Source organism: Herbaspirillum sp. RV1423 (genome assembly GCF_000577615.1).
In the GTDB taxonomy this organism is placed as follows: domain Bacteria; phylum Pseudomonadota; class Gammaproteobacteria; order Burkholderiales; family Burkholderiaceae_D; genus Herbaspirillum.
Genome location: NZ_CBXX010000013.1, coordinates 1 through 23,829, shown reverse-complemented (window position 1 = coordinate 23,829; position 23,829 = coordinate 1). Strand labels below are relative to the sequence as shown.

The 23,829-nt window shown below is 56.9% G+C and carries 27 protein-coding genes; 11 read left to right on the top strand and 16 right to left on the bottom strand.

Annotation, left to right across the window (positions count from 1 at the left end; genetic code table 11):
- Nucleotides 1-21 precede the first annotated feature (21 nt).
- The 4 genes from motA to flhD all read right to left on the bottom strand — a co-directional run bounded on the left by motA (nt 22) and on the right by flhD (nt 2,916).
- Entirely contained in the window at nt 22-882 is an 861-nt protein-coding gene (gene motA, locus RV1423_RS14000; RefSeq protein WP_034297599.1) for a flagellar motor stator protein MotA, read from the bottom strand.
- 176 nt (nt 883-1,058) lie between these two features.
- Nucleotides 1,059-1,835, bottom strand: coding sequence for a class I SAM-dependent methyltransferase (locus RV1423_RS13995; RefSeq protein WP_034297597.1), 777 nt, complete (start codon nt 1,833-1,835; stop codon nt 1,059-1,061).
- Between the two features lie 56 nt (nt 1,836-1,891).
- The gene (flhC, locus tag RV1423_RS13990) at nt 1,892-2,476 is read right to left on the bottom strand and encodes a flagellar transcriptional regulator FlhC (RefSeq protein ID WP_034297595.1); all 585 of its coding nucleotides are present in this window, start codon (nt 2,474-2,476) and stop codon (nt 1,892-1,894) included.
- Nucleotides 2,477-2,598: 122 nt separating this feature from the next.
- Nucleotides 2,599-2,916 carry a flagellar transcriptional regulator FlhD gene (gene flhD, locus RV1423_RS13985; protein WP_034297592.1) on the bottom strand — a complete coding sequence of 106 codons (318 nt, stop codon included), beginning with the start codon at nt 2,914-2,916 and terminating at the stop codon, nt 2,599-2,601.
- Nucleotides 2,917-3,146: 230 nt separating this feature from the next.
- Here flhD and RV1423_RS29835 point away from each other — a divergent pair, with 230 nt between their 5' ends.
- On the top strand, nt 3,147-3,347 hold the full coding sequence (locus RV1423_RS29835) for a hypothetical protein (RefSeq protein WP_155835106.1): 201 nt from the start codon (nt 3,147-3,149) through the stop codon (nt 3,345-3,347).
- A 60-nt stretch (nt 3,348-3,407) separates the two neighbouring features.
- On the opposite strand, the gene RV1423_RS13980 is transcribed toward RV1423_RS29835, so the two are convergent.
- From RV1423_RS13980 to phaC, 6 genes are all read right to left on the bottom strand, one after another.
- Nucleotides 3,408-4,583, bottom strand: a complete 1,176-nt coding sequence (locus RV1423_RS13980; protein WP_051516686.1) for a cystathionine beta-lyase — start codon at nt 4,581-4,583, stop codon at nt 3,408-3,410.
- Nucleotides 4,584-4,653: 70 nt separating this feature from the next.
- Nucleotides 4,654-5,088 (bottom strand): hypothetical protein, encoded by a 435-nt coding sequence (locus tag RV1423_RS13975; RefSeq protein ID WP_034297586.1) that lies wholly within the window; start codon nt 5,086-5,088, stop codon nt 4,654-4,656.
- Nucleotides 5,085-6,461 carry a 30S ribosomal protein S12 methylthiotransferase RimO gene (gene rimO / locus RV1423_RS13970; RefSeq protein ID WP_034297585.1) on the bottom strand — a complete coding sequence of 459 codons (1,377 nt, stop codon included), beginning with the start codon at nt 6,459-6,461 and terminating at the stop codon, nt 5,085-5,087. Before rimO ends, RV1423_RS13975 begins: the two co-directional genes overlap by 4 nt.
- Before the next feature lie 102 nt (nt 6,462-6,563).
- Complete coding sequence (phaR, locus tag RV1423_RS13965; RefSeq protein ID WP_034297575.1) at nt 6,564-7,121, bottom strand: polyhydroxyalkanoate synthesis repressor PhaR; 558 nt, start codon at nt 7,119-7,121, stop codon at nt 6,564-6,566.
- 163 nt (nt 7,122-7,284) lie between these two features.
- On the bottom strand, nt 7,285-8,025 hold the full coding sequence (locus RV1423_RS13960; RefSeq protein ID WP_034297572.1) for a 3-ketoacyl-ACP reductase: 741 nt from the start codon (nt 8,023-8,025) through the stop codon (nt 7,285-7,287).
- 126 nt (nt 8,026-8,151) lie between these two features.
- Nucleotides 8,152-9,879 carry a class I poly(R)-hydroxyalkanoic acid synthase gene (phaC, locus tag RV1423_RS13955; RefSeq protein WP_034297571.1) on the bottom strand — a complete coding sequence of 576 codons (1,728 nt, stop codon included), beginning with the start codon at nt 9,877-9,879 and terminating at the stop codon, nt 8,152-8,154.
- A gap of 64 nt (nt 9,880-9,943) precedes the next feature.
- On the opposite strand from phaC, the gene RV1423_RS13950 reads away from it, so the two are divergent.
- The gene (locus RV1423_RS13950) at nt 9,944-10,189 is read left to right on the top strand and encodes a hypothetical protein (protein ID WP_034297570.1); all 246 of its coding nucleotides are present in this window, start codon (nt 9,944-9,946) and stop codon (nt 10,187-10,189) included.
- A 348-nt stretch (nt 10,190-10,537) separates the two neighbouring features.
- Here RV1423_RS13950 and RV1423_RS13940 read toward each other — a convergent pair whose 3' ends face one another.
- A complete protein-coding gene (locus RV1423_RS13940) occupies nt 10,538-11,305 on the bottom strand; it encodes a sulfite exporter TauE/SafE family protein (RefSeq protein WP_034297566.1) in 768 nt (255 codons plus the stop codon).
- 132 nt (nt 11,306-11,437) lie between these two features.
- Here RV1423_RS13940 and RV1423_RS13935 point away from each other — a divergent pair, with 132 nt between their 5' ends.
- Nucleotides 11,438-12,337 (top strand): LysR substrate-binding domain-containing protein, encoded by a 900-nt coding sequence (locus RV1423_RS13935; protein ID WP_034297565.1) that lies wholly within the window; start codon nt 11,438-11,440, stop codon nt 12,335-12,337.
- Here RV1423_RS13935 and pgeF read toward each other — a convergent pair.
- Together pgeF and RV1423_RS13925 are read right to left on the bottom strand one after the other, a co-directional pair.
- On the bottom strand, nt 12,330-13,079 hold the full coding sequence (pgeF, locus tag RV1423_RS13930; RefSeq protein WP_034297563.1) for a peptidoglycan editing factor PgeF: 750 nt from the start codon (nt 13,077-13,079) through the stop codon (nt 12,330-12,332). The two genes, RV1423_RS13935 and pgeF, sit on opposite strands and share 8 nt — an antisense overlap.
- A gap of 5 nt (nt 13,080-13,084) precedes the next feature.
- Complete coding sequence (locus RV1423_RS13925) at nt 13,085-14,143, bottom strand: RluA family pseudouridine synthase (protein WP_034297561.1); 1,059 nt, start codon at nt 14,141-14,143, stop codon at nt 13,085-13,087.
- A gap of 62 nt (nt 14,144-14,205) precedes the next feature.
- Here RV1423_RS13925 and RV1423_RS13920 point away from each other — a divergent pair, with 62 nt between their 5' ends.
- Together RV1423_RS13920 and RV1423_RS13915 are read left to right on the top strand one after the other, a co-directional pair.
- On the top strand, nt 14,206-15,006 hold the full coding sequence (locus tag RV1423_RS13920; RefSeq protein ID WP_034297560.1) for an outer membrane protein assembly factor BamD: 801 nt from the start codon (nt 14,206-14,208) through the stop codon (nt 15,004-15,006).
- Between the two features lie 241 nt (nt 15,007-15,247).
- On the top strand, nt 15,248-16,867 hold the full coding sequence (locus tag RV1423_RS13915; protein WP_081768825.1) for a methyl-accepting chemotaxis protein: 1,620 nt from the start codon (nt 15,248-15,250) through the stop codon (nt 16,865-16,867).
- Nucleotides 16,868-16,925: 58 nt separating this feature from the next.
- On the opposite strand, the gene yaaA is transcribed toward RV1423_RS13915, so the two are convergent.
- Nucleotides 16,926-17,702, bottom strand: a complete 777-nt coding sequence (yaaA, locus tag RV1423_RS13910; protein ID WP_034297556.1) for a peroxide stress protein YaaA — start codon at nt 17,700-17,702, stop codon at nt 16,926-16,928.
- A gap of 302 nt (nt 17,703-18,004) precedes the next feature.
- Between yaaA and RV1423_RS13905 the strand changes: the two genes are divergently transcribed.
- From RV1423_RS13905 to RV1423_RS13880, 6 genes are all read left to right on the top strand, one after another.
- Nucleotides 18,005-18,295: a hypothetical protein gene (locus RV1423_RS13905; RefSeq protein ID WP_034297554.1), complete on the top strand. Its 291-nt coding sequence runs from the start codon at nt 18,005-18,007 to the stop codon at nt 18,293-18,295.
- Nucleotides 18,285-18,779 (top strand): putative toxin-antitoxin system toxin component, PIN family, encoded by a 495-nt coding sequence (locus tag RV1423_RS13900; RefSeq protein ID WP_051516685.1) that lies wholly within the window; start codon nt 18,285-18,287, stop codon nt 18,777-18,779. Before RV1423_RS13905 ends, RV1423_RS13900 begins: the two co-directional genes overlap by 11 nt.
- A 140-nt stretch (nt 18,780-18,919) precedes the next feature.
- The gene (locus tag RV1423_RS13895; RefSeq protein WP_034297551.1) at nt 18,920-20,080 is read left to right on the top strand and encodes a pyridoxal phosphate-dependent aminotransferase; all 1,161 of its coding nucleotides are present in this window, start codon (nt 18,920-18,922) and stop codon (nt 20,078-20,080) included.
- A 71-nt stretch (nt 20,081-20,151) separates the two neighbouring features.
- Nucleotides 20,152-20,820: an enoyl-CoA hydratase-related protein gene (locus RV1423_RS13890; RefSeq protein ID WP_373419963.1), complete on the top strand. Its 669-nt coding sequence runs from the start codon at nt 20,152-20,154 to the stop codon at nt 20,818-20,820.
- A 97-nt stretch (nt 20,821-20,917) separates the two neighbouring features.
- Nucleotides 20,918-21,613 carry a glutathione binding-like protein gene (locus RV1423_RS13885; protein ID WP_034297547.1) on the top strand — a complete coding sequence of 232 codons (696 nt, stop codon included), beginning with the start codon at nt 20,918-20,920 and terminating at the stop codon, nt 21,611-21,613.
- Nucleotides 21,614-21,796: 183 nt separating this feature from the next.
- Nucleotides 21,797-22,540 (top strand): NAD(P)-dependent oxidoreductase, encoded by a 744-nt coding sequence (locus tag RV1423_RS13880; RefSeq protein WP_034297545.1) that lies wholly within the window; start codon nt 21,797-21,799, stop codon nt 22,538-22,540.
- Between the two features lie 139 nt (nt 22,541-22,679).
- On the opposite strand, the gene RV1423_RS13875 is transcribed toward RV1423_RS13880, so the two are convergent.
- Together RV1423_RS13875 and RV1423_RS13870 are read right to left on the bottom strand one after the other, a co-directional pair.
- Complete coding sequence (locus RV1423_RS13875) at nt 22,680-23,132, bottom strand: MaoC family dehydratase (protein WP_034297543.1); 453 nt, start codon at nt 23,130-23,132, stop codon at nt 22,680-22,682.
- A gap of 85 nt (nt 23,133-23,217) precedes the next feature.
- Nucleotides 23,218-23,829, bottom strand: a 612-nt coding sequence (locus RV1423_RS13870) for a 3-oxoacid CoA-transferase subunit B (protein ID WP_051516684.1), incomplete at its 5' end; no start/stop codon positions are given.

The following is a 23,829-nucleotide window of genomic DNA, read 5'->3' as shown; positions in this document are numbered from 1 at the left end:
CTGATGACTGGTCATATCGGACTACTTGCTCCTTGCCTGCTTGACGTGCTCTTCCAGCTCAAGGAAGGACGGACGTTCCGTCGAGAACAAGACCTTGCGGCCGAATTCGATCGACAGGGCTGGTGCATAACCATTCAGACTGGCGAGCAAGGTGACTTTGACGCATTGGAATATCTTGGTGGATTCATGCAGTTTCTGTTCAAGCAAACCAGACAGCGGACCGACGAAACCATAGGCCAGCAAAATACCGAGGAAGGTGCCGACCAGAGCGTGCGCAATCAACATACCCAGTTCGGAAGGTGGAATACCCACAGACTCCATAGTATGCACCACCCCCATCACAGCAGCCACGATACCGAACGCCGGCATGCCATCGCCAAGCTTGGCAATACAATGGACCGGAATTTCACCTTCGTGATGATGGGTTTCGATTTCGTTATCCATCAGATTCTCGATCTGGAACGCATCCATGTTTCCCGACACCATGAGGCGCAAGTAGTCGGTCATGAACTCGATCAGATGATGATTGGCCAGCACGCTGGGGTATTTGCTGAAAATCGGGCTGGACTCAGGCTCTTCGATATCCCCTTCGATGGACATCAATCCTTCCTTGCGCGACTTCGTCAGGATTTCAAACAGCAACGACATCAGCTCCATGTACAGAGCCTTGGTATAGGTCGATCCCTTGAAAACTGTCGGCAAAGCCTTCAGCGTGGCCTTGATGGCTTTACTGCTGTTGCCGACAAGGAAGGCCCCCCCCGCTGCTCCGCCAATCATCAACAACTCGATGGGCTGCAGCAATGCCCCCAGATGCCCCCCGGCCATTGCAAATCCGCCGAAGACGGACGCCATGACGATCACATATCCAATTATGACTAACAAGTGCCTACTCCCGTCCCAGTGGCGTTCAGTGTTTTTTACCTGCTATCAGGTTACATGTAATCTTCTCAAGCAAATGATGGAATACATGACCGAAAGAGGGCTTTCATTTTCAATTACGACAGCAAAGATAGAAACTTGATAACGTGCCGAGAATGTAACACAGCTCTTTTTTTGTTTCACATGCGCCAACCATATAAAACCGGCCCCTTTTCCTGAGGATGGATGACGATATCCGGCGCTGCTTCATTAATAATGAATTCATAGCTCAGCAGCAGCGTTCCCGGGCGCATCTCCGCTCTCGCCTTTTGCCATAGCGCGGACATCGCCGCCGGCGACAGATAAGCGAATATCGCGTCGAAATCGGCGAAGTCCAACAACGCATAATCGCCGCGCTTGAAACTGCCGCGGCTGCCGCCGATCCGCGCACGCGCCTGACTGATCAGCCACGGCAAGGGCGCCAATTCAATGCCGACAAACCGGCTATCCGGCCGCAGGCGCGACAAATGGAGAACTGCTCCGCCCAGGCCGCTGCCGATATCAATCACCCGAAGCGGCTTATCGGCTGGCAATAACCGAGCCACCGCATCCCAGACCGGGCGGCCGGATGGATAAAACGGCACCTGGCTGCGAAAGGTCGACCAGAACAATAACAGCAGGAAAAGAAAAACGACGAGGAATATCGCCGGCGGCAAATGCAAGGCATTGACCGACACGACGGCCGGCGGAAAGAAGAACAGGATCGGCACCCACCACGACGCCATGCGACGTATATAGGCGATAGCGGCAGCCAATGCGCCATGCAAAAAAGAGAAGGGAACGGGAGAAACGGCGACGCCAAGGAAGTGTTCAATGGCTTCTTCGGCAAGCAAAGCCAGGATCAGGGCCAGACAAAGAACGATCAACGCTTGTATTGCAGGTGCTTGCAGAAGGGATCTGCGCTGCCCCAATGTCATCTCGGCCTCCAAGCCTGCATCAAAAGCCGATTATTGTAACGCGACAGAAATCAAATTCAGGCGATTGCGGCAACCATCGGTGCGACCACTTCGACGGCCGGCGCGGCAATGGCATCCTTGGCCTTCTTGGTTTTACCCGCGCGCGACGGCATATGGCAAAGACCGCACAAATAATCCTGATGCAAATCCAGGCGATGCACCACGAAGTGCCCGCCGCATTTACTGCAAGGCGTAGTCATCAACATCTTGCTTTCAAAGAAGCGCACCAGCGTCCATGCACGGGTCAGCGATAATACCGATTCGTCGCCCTCGGCGACCTGCCCGGCTTGCTCTAGATAGAGCTTATAAGCCTTCATGACTGCTTCGATGCCGGAGATCCTGGCGTATTCGACCAGATACTTGTGGATGTTGATGAACAGCGAGGAATGGATGTTCGGTTGCCAGGTGATGAACCAGTCGGTAGAAAACGGCAGCATCCCTTTCGGTGGCGACACGCCCTTGAGCTCTTTGTACAGTTTAAGCAAGCGTTCACGCGACAAGGACGTTTCAGACTCGAGCAATTGTAGACGTGCCCCCAGATTGATCAGCTCAATGGCCAATTGAATCTCTTGCGCTTCTGTTATCACGCTCTTCTTAGCCATGAACACCCCCAATATTTTTTAATCACAACCACAATCAACCTACCAACTCGACTTGATGCCGTGAATCACTCCCCTGGTTGCCTCAAGCCAACCGGAACATACCACGAAGAATGATTGAAGCGTCAGGAAATTTGTTCGACAGGCTGGCAAGCCATCAGAATCGCCGCATGCGATTGCGCCAGTCCTTTATCTTTGTTGTAATTGGTCAGCATGCCGAGGATCGCACCATCGTCGAAACGAAAACGGGTCAACATCATATTGGTGCCAGCAAGTTTGAGGATTTGCGCATTGCTCAGACCTTGGATCATCTCCGCGATCTCATCGCTGATACCAAGGCGGAATATGGCTGTAGCCTTATCGGATCGGATCATTTGCTGAGCCAACATCAAATAACTCAGATTTGCATCTCGAATTTCAGCCATCATGTCATTGGTATTCATTTAAGCCCCCAGCTCAAAAACAATTTACACCCGGTTACTTTTTCTTACCGGTAAGCCGATTCTGAGGGGGTAAGGAAAGGCGGGAAATTAGTGGCTGTCGGTATTTTTCGTTGGTGACTGCCCACAGGAATTGTAGGTGTTTATCTTACAAAAACAGGACAAAAAATCTCAAAAAATCAAGATTTTTTTCTAAACCCCTTGCCTGTATTGGGTTTCCAAGGCGCCAAGTTATGGAAGAAATAAAAAATTTCCGCAAAGAAATCAATGGAAAAATTGAATATATACCAATATTTTTTAGATTTAAAAATCGGCGCGTTTTCCTACTTTGTTGTCGCCAAACGACTACTTACTTAATGAAAAACTTCCATGTCATTGATTTGCAACAAAAAACGGCAGAAAAAAACACGCTTTTTGTAAGTACTTACCGATAATGGACGACCCGACACGCTGACTTGCCTCATTTCGGCCAGGTAAATTTGCCCTATTACCTTCTATGCAGTACGCATCAATAACAGACTCTGTTCGATATCAGCGATCAAATCGTCTGCCGACTCCAGGCCGATATTGAGCCGAACCAGCCCACCCTGCTCGCCCCATGTTTTGCGCATGCCCTGCATGCGATAAGGCACGCAAAGACTATGCGCGCCTCCCCAACTGAAGCCGATCTTGAACAGGGAAAGTCCATCGACGAAACGATCAATCTGCTCTTCGTTGAATCCGGCATCGAAAATCACCGAAAACAATCCGCCGGCGCCGGTGAAGTCGCGTTGCCAGATAGCGTGTCCCGGGCAATCGGACAATGCCGGATGCAAGACTTTATTGATTTCAGGGCGTTGTTTGAGCCACGTCGCCACTTTCCGCGCAGCGGCATCGTGGGCATCGAAACGCAGGCGCATCGATGGCAAACTGCGCAACACCAGATAGACGTCGTCCATGCCGACGCCAAAACCGAGACGCATATGCGCCAGCTCGATCTTGTGATTGAGTTCGTCGTCGCGCGTAATGACGGCTCCCATCAATACGTCGGAGCCGCCGGACTGGTACTTCGTGAGCGCCTGCATCACGATATCGACGCCATGATCGAATGCGCGGAACGCCAGGCCGGCCGACCAGGTATTGTCCATCGCCACGGGTACGCCGCGCGCATGCGCCTCCTTGCAGATAGCGGGAATGTCGGGGACTTCCATCGACACCGAGCCGGGGGCTTCGGTCCAGATCAATCTGGTGTTATCGCGAATCAGACCGGCGATGCCCGCGCCGATCAAAGGATCGTAAAAACGCGCGGTAATGCCAAAGTCACGCTCCAGCCACGCCGCCTGTTCGCGATTCGGGCCGTAGACATTATCCGGCAGCAACACGTCGTCGCCGGTTTTCAGGAACGCCAGATTGACCAGCGCGATCGCGGCCAGACCGCTGGGGACAATGCGGCAGTGGCGACCGCCTTCGATCTCCGCCAGACGCGCTTCCAATGTGAACGTCGTGGGCGTGCCATGCAGACCGTAGGTATAACCGCTCTTTTCTTTCCAGTTGCGCGCGCGCATGGCGGCGACATTGGGAAACAGCACCGTCGACGCATGATGAATCCCGACCGGCAAGGCGCCGAAATGATCAGGAGCGCTGTATTCGCTATGAATCAGGGCTGTCTGGGGAGATAATTTTTCTGCCACGAATAACCTCGGAGTCAAATCGTTTTTATATTGTCCAGGCGCAGAGCATTGCTGCCGCCTTCGTATGTTCTTACGGAGTACCGATTTTCAAAGAAAACGGTTTGGCGACGGCGCCATCGAGCGTAGACCAGGTGCCGCTCAACAGGCCGCTCTTGAAGCGGCCTTCCCACTGGCCGGACACGTCTTTGCCGTTATGGGATTCTTCCATCATCAGATCGTTCTGATCGACCTCTCCCGCCAGCAAAATCTGCGCGCTCTGACCAAAGATAAAATACTTGCCCTCAAAACCGTCCTCGTTCGACTTGGGTTGAAGAGTGAGCTGAATCTTGTCGTCGCCGAGTGTGCCGCGCAGGACAACCGGTTTACGCACGATATCCTGCAAAGTCCCCGGCACCGGAGCCGGAGCGATCGCAGAAGCGCTGGTTACAACTTGCTGCGCCACCGCCCGCATGGCAACGCCGGCCAGGACAAACAATAGCAAAATCTTCGCAACGCCAGACATCATTGCGCGGCTGCCCACAGATCATGCGCGTCGGCAGCGGTCACCACAACGTCGACGAACTGGCCCGCCACCAGTTTCTTGTGCGGCTCAAAAGGCGGCTTGACGTAGACTACGCCGTCGATTTCCGGCGCATCGGCATACGAACGACCGACGCCCCCGTTGCGGTCCACTTCGTCGATGAGCACGCGCAAGGTCTTGCCGACCTTGGCTTGCAAACGCTTTTTTGAAATCTCTTCCTGTAATTGCATGACGCGTGCGCGACGTTCTTCGCGCACTTCTTCCGGCACCGGATTGTCCAGCAGATTGGCCGTCGCGCCTTCGACCGGCGAGTAGGCAAAACAGCCAAGACGATCAATCTCCGCTTCTTTCAGGAAGTCGAGCAGATACTGGAATTCGGCTTCGGTCTCACCAGGGAAGCCGGCGATGAAAGTCGAGCGAATGGTCAGGTCGGGACACATCTTGCGCCAGGCCTGGATGCGTTCGATGTTTTTCTCGCCGCTGGCCGGGCGCTTCATGCGTTTGAGCACATCGGGATGTGCATGTTGCAAAGGCACGTCCAGATATGGCAACACATGACCCTGCGCCATGAACGGAATAATCTGGTCGACATGCGGATAGGGATAAACGTAGTGCAGACGAACCCAGGCTCCGTACCGGCTGGCCAGCTCGCCCAGCGCTTCGACCAGTTGCGTCATGTGTGTCTTGACCGGCTTCCCGTTCCAGAAGCCCATGCGAAATTTGACATCGACGCCGTAGGCGCTGGTGTCCTGCGAAATAACCAGCAACTCCTTGACGCCGGCCTTGAACAGATTTTCGGCTTCCAGCATGACGTCGGCGATCGGACGCGACACCAGGTCGCCGCGCATGGACGGGATGATGCAGAAGCTGCAGCGATGATTGCAGCCCTCGGAAATTTTCAGGTAAGCGAAATGCTTGGGGGTGAGCTTGACGCCCTGCGCCGGCACCAGATCGATGAATGGCTCGTGCGGCTTGGGCAGGTGCTTGTGCACCGCTTGCATGACTTCGCCGACCGCATGCGGACCGGTCACTTCCAGCACCTTGGGATGGATTTTCTGGATCAGGTCGTCGCCATCGCCATCCTTTTTGGCGCCAAGGCAACCGGTGACGATGACTCTGCCGTTTTCACTCAACGCCTCGCCGATGGCGTCCAGCGATTCCTGCACGGCGGCGTCAATAAAACCGCAGGTATTGACGATGACCAAGTCGGCGCCGTCGTAGGACTTTGCGGTGTCATAACCTTCAGCTCGCAGTTGCGTCAGAATTTGTTCGGAATCCACCAGGGCTTTGGGACAGCCGAGGGAAACAAAGCCGACCTTGGGGGCTGCAGGAGGTGCGACGGGAGAAACATTGGACATGAGATAAACGGAGTAAAAAAGCGGGGTTCGGAACGAAGCCGCTATTGTACCCTTTGACAGACGGGCTGGCCGCAAAACGGCAGGCCCGCCTTGACAGAATGACTACTTTTTACCGGGATCGGTCGGACCGAAAGGAAACGTGCCGAACATGTTCTTGGTCTGGCTCTGCATTTGCTCCTGCATCTGGATGAACAGGCTCTTGCTCTGCTCGATGTAGTTGCTCATCATGCCCTGCATCATCGGCCCCTGTACATTCATGAACTGGGCCCACATTTCCGGGCTGAAAGGTTTGCCTTCGTAAAAACCCTTGGAGTTTTCCGCGAGTTTGTTCTGGATGTCGATAAAGGCCTGGATATTCTTTTCCAGGTACGACCCCATCATGCCCTGCATCGCGTGGCCATAGTAGCGGATGATCTGCGACAACGCGCCGCTGGAAAACATCGGCGCGCCGTGAGACTCTTCCTCCAAGATGATCTGCAGCAAAATGCTGCGCGTCAGGTCGTCGCCGTTCTTGGCATCGACCACGGCGAATTCCTCATTATCGAGAACCAGTTGCTTCACATCGGTCAACGTAATGTAAGAACTTGTCTGAGTATCGTACAGGCGGCGATTGGGATATTTTTTAATTAAACGCTCTGCAGAGTTTTTTGCACTTGTCATCTGAAATTCCAGTCTGTTTTCAGCTATTAAGCGGCCCCATATTTTGAGTTGAAGTCGGGCCGCTGGCGTAACGCATTATAGGCGGGAAACCGGGCAATCATACAAGTACGCGGTTTCCCTTAAAAAAACGGCCGGCGAACCATCAGGACCGCCGGCCGCCAGCCTAACCCATGTGCAAACCGCCGTTCAGCGAAAAATCGGAACCGGTGGCATAACCACCTTCATTCGACGCAATCCAGGCAATGATCGATGCGATTTCTTCCGGCTCCGCCAGACGCTTGACGGGGATGCCGGCGACGATCTTTTCCAGGACTTCAGGCCGGATCGCCCGCACCATGTCGGTGCCGACATAACCCGGCGATACGGTATTGACCGTCACGCCCTTGGTCGCCACTTCCTGCGCCAGCGCCATGGTAAAGCCATGGATACCGGCCTTGGCGGTCGAATAATTGGTCTGTCCGAACTGGCCTTTCTGGCCGTTCACGGAAGAAATATTGACGATGCGTCCCCAACCGCGATCCACCATACCGTCAATGACCTGTTTGGTCACGTTGAACAACGAATTCAGGTTGGTATCGATAACGGCATCCCAGTCGGACTTGGTCATCTTGCGGAACTGGCCGTCGCGGGTAATCCCGGCATTGTTGATCAGGACATCGACTTCGCCGATTTCAGCCTTGACCTTGTCAAAAGCCGCCTTGGTCGAGTCCCAGTCGGCGACATTGCCTTCGGACGCGTGGATATCGAAACCTTGCTCGCGCATGGAAGCCAGCCACTTGTCCTTGCGCGCGGAGTTCGGGCCGCAACCGGCAACCACTGTGTAACCATCTTTGCAAAGACGCGCACAAATCGGGGTACCGATACCTCCCATGCCGCCGGTCACATATGCGATACGTTTTACCATGGTGCTGCCTCCTAATGTATATCGGGTGGATGATTGCCGAGGATGACGATGCCTGCTATCCCATATTGCTGCGCATGCAGACATCTTTATGAAAACGCATCCTCTTCTTGTTGATCTTTCTAGGTCTTATTCAGCTCTGACTTTGACGTACCTCCCCGGTGCCGGTTCAATTACCTTGTACTTTGCATTGCCGGCTTTCTTCGGCGCTGCAATTTGCTTGCCTGCGTGCTTCGCAAGGAAGGCGGACCATTCCGTCCACCAACTGCCTGGATGTTCTTTGGCACCCGCAAACCAGGCCTCGGGGTCAGAGCCGATCTTGTCGTTGGTCCAGTAACTGCGCTTGTTCTTCGACGGCGGATTGATCACGCCGGCGATATGCCCAGACGCACCCAGGACAAAACGATTGTTGGCTGGCTTCTTCGCATTAAGAATGGCGGTCGACGCATAGGCCGACATCCACGGCACGATGTGATCCTCACGCGAAGCGTAAATGAACGACGGCACATTGAGCTTGTAGAGATCGATCTTCTCGCCGGCCATCGTCAGCCGGCCCGGCTCCTTCAGCGCATTCTCCAGATACATGTGACGCAGGTAATAGCAGAACATCGGACCTGGCAAATTAGTGCTGTCGGCATTCCAGTAAAGCAAATCGAATGCCTGCGGCGCTTCGCCTTTCAGGTAGTTCGACTCAACGTAATTCCACAGCAGGTCATTTGGCCGCAGGCTCGAGAATGCACTGGCGAAATCGCGCCCTGCCATCAGGCCGCTTTTACCTATCATTTGCTCGCGCATGCCGATCTGGACGTCGTCGATATACACGTCGATGGCCCCGGTATCGAGAAAATCTAGGAAAGCCGTCAGCAAGGTCAGGCTCGCCACCGGCTCTTCGCCGCGCGCCGCGAGCACCGCCAGGGCGCACGACAGGATGGTACCGCCGACGCAAAAACCAAGCGCATTGATCTGGTCCTGCCCCGAAATTTCCTGGACCACATGGATCGCGCGCACTGCAGCGTCGTCGACATATCGATCCCAGGTGGTCGTCTCCAGCGAAACATCGGCGTTGCGCCAGGAAATCAGGAAAACCGTATTGCCCTGCTCAACCGCATAGCGCACCAAAGAGTTCTGCGGCTGCAGATCAAGAATATAGAATTTGTTGATGCAGGGAGGCACAATCAACAACGGACGCGCATGCACCGTTTTGGTCAGCGGCGCGTACTGGATCAGTTGGAACAAATCGTTTTCAAACACCACCGAACCTGCGGTTGTGGCAACGTCCTTGCCGACTTCAAATGCGGCTTCGTCGGTTTGCGACACGCGGCCTTTTTGCAGGTCGGCGAACAATTGTGCGATGCCGCGCGTCAGGCTTTCACCGCGCGTATCGATGATCTTTTGCTGCGCTTCCGGATTGGTCGCCAGAAAATTGGCGGGCGACAATGCATCGATCGTTTGCTGCACCGCAAAACGCAACTTCTGTTTGACCTTCTCGGAAGATTGCACGGCGTCGACCAAGGCGGTCAAAAACCGCGCATTGAGCTGATAAGCGGCAGCCTGAAATGCGAAGAAAGGATTGGCGTGCCATGCCGGCGCCGACATGCGCCGGTCGGTGATGACGGGAATCTGGGAACTGGCGACGGTCTGCCACAAGCCGGCAAACTGGTCTGCGTAGTCTTGCTGCAAGCGGACCAGATCAGCAGGATCCAGCGTGGCGCCGAGATCGCCCAGTTGCTTTTGAATGGATTGAACATCGAGCTGACCGCCAGGCATCGGCCACGACTGCCATGCTTTCGAATCAGATAACTGGTTTAGCCATGCCGAAACAACGGGAGGAAGATTTTGCGGGGTCTTCGTATTCATGCTCGCTTCTACAATTTTCGCGTATTGTTACGGTTTGTCGCTCAGTCCGAAGCCAGAAACTACAATGTATATCGTCGCAATCGCATGGTTATATGTCGTCTTCATGATGTCGATTACCGAACAGTCCGCCATTGCGGGAATCATGACTTTTTTTCTGTACGGCGTATTTCCCTTGACAATTGTTTTATACCTGATGGGCACACCGCAACGCAAGCGGAATCGTCAAATCAAGGAAAAATTGGAAGCGGCGCGCAATGCGGAACAAAACCCGACAGGCGAGTCGGCGCCGGATCGCAAAAGCGAATCCTGATCCGCGGATTTGATGCGCGCTTCAACGTCGATACGAGGCGCGAGAATTACACAACCGCATCAAATCGCCAATAGAAGAAATTCGAGAAGTGGGGACAGCATTTCTAATGTCGTTCATGGAACGAGTCTGGCGTTCACGCCTGATTCATAGCGTGCAGGTATTCCCTCAAGGCGGTAGCAATACCCCTGCCGCGCCAGCGCGGCAGTACATAGACAATCGTTACCGGCATCCTTCCTACCCCACCTCGCGCCACACTTCCAGCCTCGAGCGCCCCCACCACTTCTCGCTCCAGCCTCGCATAAATGCGCACGCCATCGGAACGCTCTTCGATGTCGAACTGCAGGCCCTTCATCGCCAGAGATGCGAACTCAGATGCAGACCCAGCAACAGCAGCCCGACGAAGAAGCAACGGCGAAACAGGACCGCTGAAATCTTCGCGCGCAGCCATTGGCCGACAAACATTCCGCCCAGCGCCGGCAACAGCGCAATCAACGAGATTGCCGCGCCTTCCATGTGCAAAGCGCCGCCTTGCGCCAGTCCTGCGGCCATGGCAATCGTGGAAACCGTAAAGGAAAGCCCCAGCGCCTGAATCAATTCGTCCTTCTCCAGATTCAGCGCCTGCAAATACGGCACTGCGGGAATCACGAACACCGCTGTCGCCGCCGTGATCAATCCGGTCGTAAGTCCGATGACCGGCGACAGGTACTTTTCTTTTCCTGCCGAGACGGAAAATCTGGCCGCCGCCAGCCCAAGCAACGCGTAAGCGATCAGCGCCATACCCAGCGCAATGGTCGCATGTCCAACGGAGTCCGCGGCCATGAAATTGGCTCCCAGCAAAGTACCGGCGACAATTCCCGCCAGCATCAGCCAGAGCCGGCGCAACAGCCATACAAAACGTCCACCAGCCAGCAGTTGCCAGAGGTTGGTCGCCAGCGACGGGACGATCAACAATGCGGCAGCCTGCTGCGGCGGCATGAACAATCCCAGCAACCCCACCGCCACCGTCGGCAATCCTAGTCCAACTACGCCTTTGACGAACCCCGCCAGCAAAAAAATGCCGGTCACGGCTGATAGCAACAGGACATGTGCGGTATCGAAAGATAAATTTGTCTGCACGTTGGCTCCTCGTCATTGATAGTTCATGCATAGCCAAGTCTGCCTGCTCTCGTCGCCGGAGGAAATCTGGAATACACTAAGCCAGCCTTCGGCTGCAACGAAGGCTAAAACATCAACCGTCCCCACTGAACGATGAGCACACGCCTGGACCTGAGCGATCTACGACTGTTTTTACATGTGGCGGAAACCGGTAGCATCACCGCCGGCGCCGATCGGTCGCATCTTGCGCTGGCATCTGCCAGCGCCCGCATCCGCAGCATGGAAGACGCGCTCGGCGTCGCCTTGCTGATACGCGAACGGCGCGGCGTCCAGTTGACCGACGCCGGCCGCGCACTGCTGCACCATGCGCGCACGGTGCAGCAGCAAATGGACAAGATGCGCGATGAACTGAGCGAATACGCGCACGGCCTCAAAGGACATATCCGCCTGCTCGGCAACACGGCCGCCATCAGCGAATTCCTGCCCGATGCGCTAGGTGCTTTTCTGGCGCAAAATCCTTACATCGATATCGATCTCGAAGAACGTCTCAGCCACGAAATCGTGCAAGCGATCGTCGACGGCATTGCCGACATCGGCATCGTTGCCGACTCGGTGGAGACCGGACCGCTGCAAACCCTGCCTTTCCGTCAGGATCGCCTGGTCGCAGTGGTGCCGCACAAGCACGCGCTGGCGCGCAGAAAAACGCTGCCGTTTGCAGAAATCGTGGACAAGAATTTTGTCGGCCTGAGCAACGGCAGCGCCCTGCAGGAACATCTCGCCGGTCATGCTTTGCGCGCCGGAAGACGCCTGCAATACCGCGTCAGATTGCGTAGCTTCGACGGCATCTGCCGCATGGTGGAGCGCGACGTCGGTATCGCCATCATTCCGGAAACGGCAGCTTTGCGCTGCCAGAAAACCACGGCGATCCGATGCATACCGCTCAGCGATGCATGGGCGACCCGCCGGTTGCTGATTTGTGTGAGGAACCAGGATGAATTGCCGGGACATACCCGGCAACTGCTGGAACAATTGAGAATGACGCCGGCTACCTGAGCCAGATCATCGAAGCCATGCGGCCCGTGAGCTTGTCGCGTCGATAGGAATAAAACCGCCGGTCGCTCACGGTGCAAAATCCGCCGCCGGCAACACGTTGTACATCGACCTGCGCCAACCGGCGCCGCGCCAGTTGGTAAATATCGGCAAGGTATTTGCCGTCGCGTCCGGCAATCGCAACAAACGCTGCGCTGCAGGCGACATCGTGCGCGACGAAGGCATCCAGAACGTCCTGCCCGACTTCAAATTGCTGCGGTCCGATGGCCGGCCCCAACCAGGCCTGTATTTCATCTGCGCCACGCCGGCGCATGGCTGCCACCGTGTTTTCCAGCACACCGGCGGCCAGCCCGCGCCAGCCGGCGTGCGCCGCGCCGACCACCCGTCCCGCGGTGTCGCAAAACAGCACCGGCAGACAATCCGCCGTCATCATGACGCATACCGCGCCCGGTTTGCTGGCGATGCTGGCGTCGGCCTCCGGCGCATCTTTCGCCTCGGCGGCATCGGCCACATCGACGCCATGCACCTGAGTCAACCAAGTCGGCTCGGATGGCAGAATGCTGCGCAACAGACTGCGGTTGTGACGGACATGATCGAGGTCGTCCTGCACATGCACACCAAGGTTGAGACCGCCGCCGCCCTGCCCGTCGCCGTAGAGGCCCTGGCTAAAGCCGCCCTGGCGCAAAGTGGCAAGCGCGCCGACATTGCCCGGGATGTCTTTCCAATCCGGAATCAGCAATTCCATGCGTTTCACTCGTCCAAAGTCTTGATGACCTGCGCATCGATACCCGCACGCGTCAGCAGTTCGGCAAAATCCTGCGGCAAGCCGACTTCCCATTCGCATTGCTTGCCCGTCGTCGGATGGACCAGGCCAAGTTTCCAGGCCTGCAATGCCTGGCGCGGAAAAAACGGCATCAGGTGCGACTTGCCGTACAAGGCGTCGCCGACCAGCGCAAAACCGAGCGACTGCATGTGTACCCGAATCTGGTGCGTACGCCCTGTTTCCAGTTGGCAACGCATGAGACTGACTGCGCGGCCGTCCAGTGCGCCGACCGCCAGGCGCCGGTAATGCGTGACCGCCGGCTTGGCTGCCATGCTTTCCGACACCGCCATCTTGATGCGGTCGCGCGGATGCCGCGCCATGGCGCCGTCGATGGTACCGGACAATTGCGGCAAGCCCCAGACCAGCGCCAGATACTGGCGTTTGACAGTGCGCGCCTGCAACTGGCGCACCAGATCGGTTTGGGCCGCCAGCGTCTTGGCCACCACCATGAGGCCACTGGTGTCCTTGTCCAGCCGATGGACGATGCCCGCGCGCGGCACACCGGCCAAGGCCGGACAATGATGAAGCAAACCATTGAGCAACGTACCCGACCAGTTGCCGGCGGCCGGATGGACGACCAGGCCGGCCGGTTTGTCGACCACCAGTATTGCCTTGTCTTCATATACGATCGCCAGATCCATGGCTTCCGGCTGAAAGGCATTGTCTTCCGGCGCCGCCTGGGGCAGAATCAGCACCGCTTCATCTCCCAGCACGGTCATCTTGGTGCGCGCCGGCTTTCCGTCCACCGTCACGTGGCCGGCCTCTATCCATTGCTGGATGCGGCTGCGCGAATATTGCGGGACCAGCGTCGACAACACCTTGTCCAGACGCATGCCGCAAGCATCGTCGGTCAGTTTCAGGATGATCGGTTCGTTTCCTTCTGCAAACCCGCCGACGATGTCGTCGAGCGCGTCTTCTCCCTCGTCTGCTTCGATAGGGTCGGCTGCAAATGCTTTTACAACCTTAGGGGGAGTGGTACGTGACATCAGCTATAATCAGAGAATTGAAATTTTGTTTCTTTGCACCCGCTAAAAACTGCTCACACGTCATGCAAAAAATCTTATTGAAGTTGCTTACCGTCGCATTCATCCTGTCGTTGTCGGCTTGCGGCTTGCTACCAGAACAAAAGGACGAGACGATTGGCTGGTCTGCGGCCAAATTATACTCGGAAGCCAAGGACGAACTGACCGCCGGCGGTTATGAGAAGTCCATCAAGTACTTCGAAAAGCTGGAATCGCGCTATCCCTTCGGCACATACGCGCAGCAGGCACAGATGGACATCGCCTATGCTTACTATCGCCTGAACGATCAGCCACAAGGCTTGGCGGCGGTTGACCGTTTCATCAAGCTGCACCCGAACCATCCTAATGTCGACTACATGTACTACCTGCGCGGACTGATCAATTTCAATGACCGCACCAGCATCTTCGACACCTTTACCGACCAGGACAACACCGAACGCGACCCCAAGGCCGTGCGCGACGCATTCGATTCGTTCAAGCTGCTGGCGGAACGTTTCCCTGACAGCACCTACACGCCGGACGCGCTGGCACGCATGAAATACCTGGTCAATGCCATGGCGCAATACGACGTCCACGTCGCCAGATATTACTTCCGCCGCGGCGCCTACGTTTCGGCAGCCAATCGCGCCCAGGCTGCGGTCAAGGAATATCCTGACGCCCCGGCCGTCGAAGAAGCGCTGTTCATCATGAAGAACTCCTATGAAGCAATGGGCCAGCAGCAATTACGCGACGACACCGAACGCGTGATCCAGGCCACCTATCCGAATAGCCCTTATTACACCGGCGGCCCCAAGGCAAAAGACAAACCCTGGTGGAAAATCTGGTAAGCCGTTCTCCTGAAACCCCGCGATGCGGGGTTTTTTATTGCCTTGCAAGTACTGTTTCACCGGACAATGTTGTTATTTAAACAGAAGCAACTCCAGCACGCTGTCACCTCCTTATAATAGTGACACCACATGAACGGTTGGCAACATGTCCCAGCCGTCGCTCCAATCTCGCCACTCTCCTGAAACGTATTGCACCGATCCCGGCAGCAATGCGCGCACGCCCCTTCAGGAGGAATACGTCATGACATGGTTTTACAATTTGCGGATCTCGCGGAAGTTGCTGATCTCTTTCGTTCTGGTCCTCGGCTTCACCACTTCACTGGGAGCTTTCTCGGTCTTTCAACTGGACAAAGTCAACCGCGCTTCAGTCGAAATGGCGGAAAACTGGTTGCCAAGCATAACGATTGCGCTGGAACTCAAAGTCGCCCTGTCTCGCATACGCGCTATCCAACTGCAGCATATTCTTTCATCCGGCGAACCGGAATTCCGTCAGAATGAAAAAGAACTGGATGTCCAAAACCAGGTCGTCAAGCAGAAACTTGTCGAATTCGCTCCTCTGGCAACCACCGAGACTGAACAAACCATACGCGCCAGGCTGGCCCGCGAATTCGACGACATTCTGGTGATCCAGAAGCAAGTGCTGACAATCTCGCGCTCGGGCAAGTCAAGCGAAGCTTGGGCACTCCAGATGAACCGCTTCACGCCGTTTTATTTTGCGATTCTTCAGGACGCCGATAAACTCGCGGCCGCCAACCTGGACGGCAGCAAGGCAGCCCATCGAAGCGCACAAGAAACGTTTGCCGTGTCGCGCACCATGATCATCGGTCTGCTTGTCGCCTGTATTTTCCTGGGAATCGCCATGGCAATCTGGGTATCGCGGCTGGTCGTGGCACCGCTGCAGCAAGCCGTCGGCTTTGCCCGGCGCGTCGCCGACGGCGACCTGACTGCGGACATCCGGCCGCTCAGCAAGGATGAAACCGGGCAACTGATCGTTTCGCTGAAAGCCATGAACGACAGCCTCTGTACCATCGTCAGCAAAGTCCGGCAAGGCACCGACGCCATTGCAACGGCGTCGGCCCAGATCGCCAGCGGCAACCTTGATCTTTCCACGCGCACGGAACAACAAGCCGGCTCGCTGGGAGAAACCGCCTCGTCCATGGAGGAGCTGACCTCCACGGTCAAGCAAAACGCCGACAATGCCGCCCAGGCCAATCAACTGGCGCTGTCCGCTTCGCAAGTCGCCGTCCAGGGCGGCAGCGTAGTAGAACAAGTCATCGACACCATGGGCTCGATCAACGACTCGTCCAAGAAAATCGTCGACATCATCAGCGTGATAGACAGTATTGCTTTCCAAACCAATATCCTGGCGCTCAATGCGGCAGTCGAGGCCGCTCGTGCCGGCGAGCAGGGTCGCGGTTTCGCGGTAGTGGCAAGCGAGGTGCGCAGTCTGGCGCAGCGTAGTTCGGCCGCCGCCAGGGAAATCAAGGCGCTGATCGACGACTCGGTGGAAAAGGTCGATGCCGGCAGCAAGCTGGTTGCGCAAGCCGGTTCGACCATGCAGGAAATCGTTCACAGCGTCAAACAAGTCACCGCCATCGTCAGCGATATCACCGCAGCCAGCCGCACCCAGAGCAACCGCATCGAACTCATGAGCCAGAGCATCGGACAAATGGATGAAATGACGCAGCAAAATGCTGCGCTTGTGGAAGAAGCCGCTGCTGCTGCAGGCTCCTTGCAGGACCAGGCAGCAACGCTGACGCAAGTCGTAGGCCTGTTCAAACTGCGCCATCCGGAAACCAGCGTCGCAGCAGCAGGAGCAAGGTCGGCGCCATCCTTGCTCCCTTTGCCCTCGGCAGTTTGAGCCTTCAAATAAAAAACGCGCCCGGTGGGCGCGTTTCGGCTTGCCCAAAATAGCCCAGCTATTCCGCAATACGCCGGCGAAACACCCACGAAGTCTCGCTGGAAACCGAGTCGTCGAACGCATAACCATCCAAATCGAAGCTCTTCAATTTCTCTGCCTGGCTGACATTCTTCAATGCCGCATAACGGGCCATCAATCCGCGCGCACGCTTGGCATAGAAAGAAATGATCTTGTACTTGCCACCTTTCCAGTCTTCAAAAACCGGTGAAATCACCTTGGCATCCAGACTCTTGGGCTTGACCACCTTGAAATATTCCTCCGACGCCAGGTTTACCAACACCCGGGATTTATGCCCCGCCAACTCCGCACTAAGCGCCTTGGCGACATCCTCGCCCCAGAATGCATACAAATCCTTCCCGCGCGGATTCTGCAACCTGGTCCCCATTTCAAGACGGTAAGGCTGCATCAGGTCCAGCGGACGCAGCACGCCATATAAACCCGACAGAATGCGTACATGCGATTGCACATAGTCGAGTTGCCTCACGGAAAGCGACGCGGCATCCAGACCTTCATACACGTCGCCATTGAAGGCCAGCACGGCCTGCTTGCTGTTCTTCGCCGTGAATTTGCGCGACCACGCAGCATAACGGCCGACGTTGAGCGCAGCCAACTGATCGGAAATTCCCATGAGGGTGGCAATCTGCGCCGGCGATTTCTGCTTCAGCACGTCGATCAGCTCGGCCGAGCGCGCAATGAAATCTGGCTTGGTGTGGATGTCGGTGGAGGGCGGCGTGTCGTAGTCGAGGGATTTGGCGGGCGATAAAACGATCAGCATAGAGGGATCCATTGAATTTTCCGTAATGATACCGAAACCCGCCCTGCGCGTCTTGGGGGGCACGGGCTGCTAGTCGCCTTTCCAGGATCGCGCCTGCAATGACGCGTTTTTGTGCCTCTTGCGTCGCTTCTTTTGAGCAAAGCCCGCTGACATGGATTAATATTTGGCGTAGAGCAATGCAGGCACGCCACATCGTCCATGACTTCGATTCAATACAGATTCAGTGCAATATGGATGCACCACGCGAGCGGTGACAAAATGACATCGATGCCTGCACGATCCGATACCTACCAGGAGGAGATATGAAACGCGATAAAGCATTGATGGGGGATATTCTCAAGACGCTGTCTTCGTTCGGCACCTCCTACGCCGACGTCGAGAAAATCCAGAGCAATCTCGAGACAAAGAGCACGCCTCCCGAGCTGATCCTGCATCACCTCCGACTGCTGCACGACCGCGGCCTGGTTGCCGTCGATATCCACCAGTTCTGGCGCATCACGGATCAGGGTTACGACGTACTGGAGACAGGCAACAATCTGTCCGGCGCATCTCAGCCGGTGGAAAATACGAAAGCACGCGGTTTTGACAGTTAGTACCATTACTCCCCCCGCGCAACGCGCGACGCGCCGTATCGTTCTCGACACCAACGTCTGCCTCGATTTGTTCGTCTTCCGCGATCCGCGGTGGACTGCTTTGCTGCAAGCCATGCGTGAACGGAAAGTCGAGGCCGTGACGCGCGAGGACTGCCGCATGGAGTGGCTGATCGTACTAGACTACCCCCACCTGCCGGTCAAGGAAGAAGACAAACCTGCCATCCGCGCCGAATTCGACAGCCTGATCACCTGCCTGCCGAATGTAGCCGTCAACACCTTCGGGCTGCCTGTCTGCTCCGATCCCGACGACCAGAAGTTCCTCGAACTGGCGCTGCAATCAGAGGCTGACGTCCTGATCACCAAGGACAAGGCCTTGCTCAAATTGGCGAAGAAAACCGTGCGCAAAAATCTGTTCGCCATCATGACGCCGCAAGGATGGCATGCGGCAGCGGCCAGTGCGATTGCAGCAGAAACCGCGGCATGATGCTCTATCGCGCACCTTCGTGCGACAAGTTCTCCGGACTTTTGGCAGGATGTCTGCCGACAACGGTTCCTAGTGAGTGCTGGGACGGAAAATCCGGCTAAAATGCCTTCTTTCCGCTTTCTTCAGACAGATTCACTGCAATGAGCCAGCCAGCCAATATCGTTTCCAAACTGCCCAACGTCGGCACCACCATCTTCACCGTCATGTCCGCGCTCGCCAGCGAAAAAGGCGCGGTCAATCTGGGACAAGGCTTCCCCGATTTCGATTGCGATCCGGCCCTGATCGACGCCGTCGTCGGCGCCATGCGCGCCGGCCTGAACCAGTATCCGCCGATGGCCGGCGTGCCAGTGCTGCGCGAAGCCGTTGCCCAAAAGATCAAGGCTCTGCACGGCCATTCCTACGACCCGACCAGCGAAATCACCATCACGGCCGGCGCCACGCAAGGCATCCTCACGTCGATCCTGTGCGCCGTGCATGCCGGCGATGAAGTGATCGTGATCGAGCCAGCCTATGACTGCTACGTTCCCGCCATCGAGCTGGCCGGCGGCATTCCGGTGTTCGTCCAGATGACCGTCAGCAGCGAAGGCTACAGCGTGCCGTGGGACAAAGTCGCCGCTGCCGTGACCGGCAAGACGCGCCTGATCATGGTCAATACCCCGCACAACCCGACCGGCTCGATCCTGAAGAAAGCCGACATCGATGCGCTGGCCGACATCGTGCGCAACACCGACATCCTGGTGCTGTCGGATGAAGTCTATGAACACATGGTCTACGACGGCCAGAACCACGAATCGCTGTGCCGCCATCCCGAACTGGCGCCGCGCACCTTCATTAACTCCAGCTTCGGCAAGACGTATCACGTCACCGGCTGGAAAGTCGGTTTCGTCGCCGCTCCCGCCGCACTGACTGCGGAATTCCGCAAGGTGCATCAGTTCAACGTCTTCACCGTCAACACCCCGGTGCAATACGGCCTGGCCGAGTATATGAAGAATCCGGCGCCCTATCTCGAACTGCCTGCGTTCTACCAGAAGAAGCGAGACTTGTTCCGCGACGGCCTGAAGAACACGCGTTTCAAGCTGCTGCCTTCGGACGGCACCTATTTTCAGTGCGTGGAATACGGCGCCATCTCCGGCTTGTCGGAAGCCGAATTTTCCAAATGGCTGACGACCGACATCGGCGTCGCCGCGATTCCCGTTTCGGCCTTCTACAACACGCCCAAGGAATCCGGCATCGTGCGTTTCTGTTTCGCCAAGAAGGATGAAACGCTGCGCCTGGCGCTGGATCGTCTGGCCAAGCTGTAAGATGTCGCAACAATAACGATACGACCGCCCACATGACCGCCGAACTCAAAGCAAGTCGCAGCGACGCCACCCTGCTCCTCACTTTCGCCAATCCAGGACAACGCAACGCCTTCGATGGCGACGTCCTCGCTGCCGCCATCGAGACGCTGTCGAAAGCCGAACGGGACGACGCCATCCGGGTCGTCGTGCTGACCGGCGCAGACCGAGATTTTTGCGGCGGGATAGAGGCGGGCAAGGACCTGGCGACACAAATCGGCATCCTCGAAAATTTGCAGAATCTGGTTGAGACTCTGCGCAGCTTTCCCAAGCCGGTGATCGCCGCGATCGAAGGCATTGCCATTGATGCCGGCTTTTCACTGGCGCTGGCATGCGATCTGGTCGTGGCGGGACAAAGCGCGACTTTCGGCGTCTCCTCCTCGCAGATCGGTATCTGGTCCGTGGGCGGCGCCGGCTGGTTCCTGCCGAAAGCGCTGCCGCCGCAATGGGTCGCGGAAATCCTGCTCGACGCCGCGCCGCTAAACGCATCCCGTCTGCATGCCGCCGGCCTGGTCAACAAGCTGGCCACGGACGGTGCCGTAGCGGATAAGGCGCTGGAATGGGCCGAACGGCTGGCCGCGTTGCCGCCCGCCGCCTTCGAACAGTTCAAGGCATTGCTGGACAATGCCTCGACGACCACGCTTGCCGAATATTTTTCCCTCGAAAGACATGGCGTGCTGACCAAGCGTCCGGGCGCAGTCTGACATCCGGTTTTCCCTTTTCCAGAAACGCACGCCCTTCCTGCGCGGTTCCATGCATTGGGCTACACTGGCCAGGCTTTTTCACCCGATAAGGAAGATCATGATCGACGTATATAGCTGGGCCACGCCGAACGGCCACAAGGTCCATATCATGCTGGAAGAATGCGGCCTGGATTATCGCGTGCACGCCATCGACATCGGCGCCGGCGACCAGTTTGCAGAAGAGTTCCTGAAGATTTCCCCGAACAACAAGATTCCCGCCATCGTCGATTCCGACGGTCCGGACAGCAAGCCGATTTCACTGTTCGAATCCGGCGCCATTCTGATCTACCTGGCCGGCAAAACCGGCAAGTTCCTCGGCACGACCGATCGCGAAAAATTCAACGTACTGCAATGGGTCATGTTCCAGATGGGCGGCCTCGGCCCGATGCTCGGCCAGGCGCACCACTTTCGCCTGTATGCGCCGGAAAAGATCGAATACGCGATCAACCGTTACAGCAACGAAGCCAAGCGCCTGTACGGCGTGTTGGACAAGCAATTGTCCAAGACCGCCTACCTTGCCGGCGACGAATACACCATCGCCGACATCGCCTGCTTCCCGTGGACGCGCTCCTGGAAGAACCAGGGCATCGAACTGAGCGACTTTCCCAATGTGCAACGCTGGTTCGACGCCATCAGCGCGCGCCCGGCGGTGCAACGCGGCGTCATGGTGCTGGCCGACAAGCGCAAGGCGCTGACCGACGACAAGGCCAAGGATATCCTGTTCGGCAACACGCAATATCTGAAGCGCGGCTAGTCCCGCAGCCCATCTGAGGGACAGTGCTGCCGCACTGTCCCATCCATCTCTCTTGTTCCCTTCAACGCCTCATCTCAGGCGTATTACCGCGCCATCATGGCCTAGTTCGTTCATGACGTTTTTGGCTCTTCTTTGCGGCCGCGCATCCTCTTACACTGGTCACTTCAACGAGGAGGAAATACGATGAAGGAAAAAATATTTCTGGCCGGTGCGACGGGCGCCATCGGCACGATACTGGTTCCGCTGCTGCTCGACGCAGGCTATGCGGTGTATGGCGGCACGCGCCGACAGGCGCACGCGGATGGACTGAAAAAACTCGGTGCCGTTCCGGTTGTGGTCGATGTATTCGACACCGATGTGCTGAAAGCAGAGTTGATCAGGATTGCTCCGGTAGCAGTGATTCATCAGCTCACCGACCTGCCGCGCCAGCTTGATCCGCAGGCGATGACCGAAGCGGCGCAACGCAATGCGCGCGTACGCAGCGAAGGCACGCGCAATCTGATCGCCGCCGCGCTGGCCGCCGGCGCCACGCGATTGATTGCACAAAGCATTGCGTGGGCCTATGCCCCCGGCACCAAACCGTATGTGGAAGAAAGTCCGCTGGATGTCAATGCCGAGGGCGCTCGCCGCATCAGCGTCGACGGCGTCGCGGCGCTGGAAACGCAAGTCCTTCAGGCGCGCGGCCTGACCGGCACGGTGCTGCGCTACGGCCAGCTTTACGGCCCCGGCACGTGGAACAGGGAACCGAAGGGGACAAGTCCGGTGCATGTCGCCGCCGCTGCGCATGCCGCCTTGCTCTCCCTGCAAAACACCTCTGCAGGCGTCTTCAACATCACGGAAGACAATGCGGAAGCTAGTAATGAAAAAGCGCGCCGTGTGCTCGACTGGAGTGCGGCGTTCCGTTCATCGCATGGTGTCCAATCGTGAATTTGCCGCTGCCGGCTCTGCCAGCGCGCCACCACGGCTATTGCCTCCTCTTATCAGGCTTGGCCGACGGATTATTGTTTACACAATCGTCCGCGCCGAACGTAGCCACGAGTCGAAGAATTGACGTTGCAACTAAAGCTTAATACCGGCGCACGATAAATTCAGCGACGCACACAGGCTTGTCGGCACCCTCGCGTTCCATCGTGATTTCCCACACCACTTGCGCGCCGCCGGGGATTTCTTCTACGGACTGCAGCACGATGCGGCCGCGCACCTTGCTGCCGACCGGCAGCGGCGCCGGGAAACGCACGCGGTTGAGACCATAGTTGAGCAGCATCTTGACGTCGCCCATCGAGATGCTCAGTCCCATGATTTTCGGCAACAGGGCCAGCGTCAGGAAACCGTGCGCAACAGTACCGCCGAACGGCAGTTCGCGCTTGCTGCGCTCGACGTCAACGTGAATCCACTGGTGATCGCCGGTGGCGTCGGCAAACTGGTTGACCTGCTCCTGTGTCACGTCGATCCAGTCGCTGACTGCCACTTCCTGGCCGACCAGTTCATTCAATGCTTCAATGCTTGCTATTTCGCGCATGTGTTTCCTTGATTTTCCTGAGGGAATCGTAAAAAAGCGTCGGGTGATTGCTCAACCGACGCCGCGCCGTCTTTCACTGCTGCATCTATACCGCACTCACGTCCAGCGCCGCTTCGGTATTGGCGATCACCTCATTCTTGGTCACGCCGGCAGCCAGCTCGATCAACTTGAGCCCCTGCGGCGTCACATCAATCACGCCCAGATCGGTAATGATGCGATTGACCACGCCCACACCCGTCAGCGGCAGGTTGCATTGCTTGAGTATCTTTTGCGAAATGCTGCCGTCCTTGCCTTTGGCCACGTGCTCCATCAAGACCACCACCCGGCCCACGCCGGCCACCAGGTCCATCGCGCCGCCCATGCCCTTGACCATCTTGCCCGGAATCATCCAGTTGGCCAGGTCTCCCTGCTGCGATACCTGCATCGCGCCGAGGATGGCGATGTTGATCTTGCCGCCGCGTATCATGCCGAACGAATCGGCCGAGCTGAAGAACGACGACCCCGGAATCGTCGTCACGGTCTGCTTGCCGGCGTTGATCAGGTCGGCGTCAACCTTGTCTTCGGTCGGGAACGGGCCGATGCCGAGCAAGCCGTTTTCCGATTGCAGCCACACCTCAATGTCCTTCGGCACGTGGTTCGCCACCAGCGTCGGCAAGCCGATGCCGAGGTTGACGTAAAAACCGTCCTGCAATTCCCG